The organism is Collinsella sp. AF08-23, assembly GCF_003479805.1.
Taxonomy (GTDB): domain Bacteria; phylum Actinomycetota; class Coriobacteriia; order Coriobacteriales; family Coriobacteriaceae; genus Collinsella.
On sequence record NZ_QUHV01000007.1, the window covers coordinates 1 to 980 of the forward strand.

Annotated in this window: 1 protein-coding gene; it reads right to left on the reverse strand. The window is 66.8% G+C overall.

The window, feature by feature from the left end; translation table 11 throughout:
• Positions 1 to 28: 28 nt before the first annotated feature.
• Positions 29 to 871 (reverse strand): IS3 family transposase, encoded by an 843-nt coding sequence (locus DWV48_RS05065; protein ID WP_369834830.1) that lies wholly within the window; start codon positions 869 to 871, stop codon positions 29 to 31.
• Between the last annotated feature and the right edge of the window lie 109 nt (positions 872 to 980).

Here is a 980-nt window from a genome sequence, read left to right on the forward strand (position 1 = left end):
TGATGTGGCAACACCTTCTTGAACAAATCTACGAGAGGATCAGGCCCGCCTCCCTGAACTCGACGGGGCTCATGTAGCCCAAGGTCGAGTGGATTCTGAAGTTGTTGTACCAGTTGACCCAATCGAACAGGGCGGCGCGCAGCTCCTCCTCGGAGGCGAACCTCCTGCCCGCGACGAGCTCCCTTTTCAGGATGTGGTTCGTCGACTCCACCACGGCGTTGTCGTGCGGGTTGCCGGGCCTGGAGACCGACCTATCGATCCCGAAGGCGGTCAGGATCGCGTCGATCTCGGCGTTGCAGAACTCCGCCCCGCGGTCGGAGTGGAACACCTCGATCCCGGTGAGCGGGAACTCGACGTTCGAGAAGGCGGCCTTCACGAGCGACGCGTCCTTGCGCCGGCCGCAGGAGCAGCCCACGATCTCCCTGTTGTACAGGTCGACGAGCAGGCAGACGTAGCACCAGCGCGATCCGGCGCGCACGTAGGTGAGGTCGGCCGCCACGTGGGTGCGCGGGCGGTGGCCGTCGAAGCCCCTGCCGAGCACGTTGGCGGCGTCGGGCGGGGCGGCGGGGCGCGAGGCCCCAGGCCCGCGCCCGGAATACGCGCTGGACAGGCCATTCTGCCTCAATATCCTGCATATCCTGCGCCTGGAGGCCGTTATCCCCGACCTCGCGAGCGCCACCTTGAGCCTGCGGGCGCCGTAACCGCCGCGCGACGCACCGAAGGCCCCGAGCACGTCGGGCTCTATGGGATCGGGCGCCGGCGGCGCGGGCGGGTTGGCGAGCATGTGGTAGTAGGTGGAGCGCGGCACGCCGAGGATGCGGCACTGCGCTGATACCGGGTAGCGGCCGGCGTTCGCCGCTATCACCGTCACTTTCGTGCGAATATCAGCGCCGCTTGTTTTAAGACATCGACCTCCATCTTGAGCCTCGCGTTCTCGCGCTCGAGCTCGATGAGGCGGTTCTGCTCGGGGGTGCGGTTGT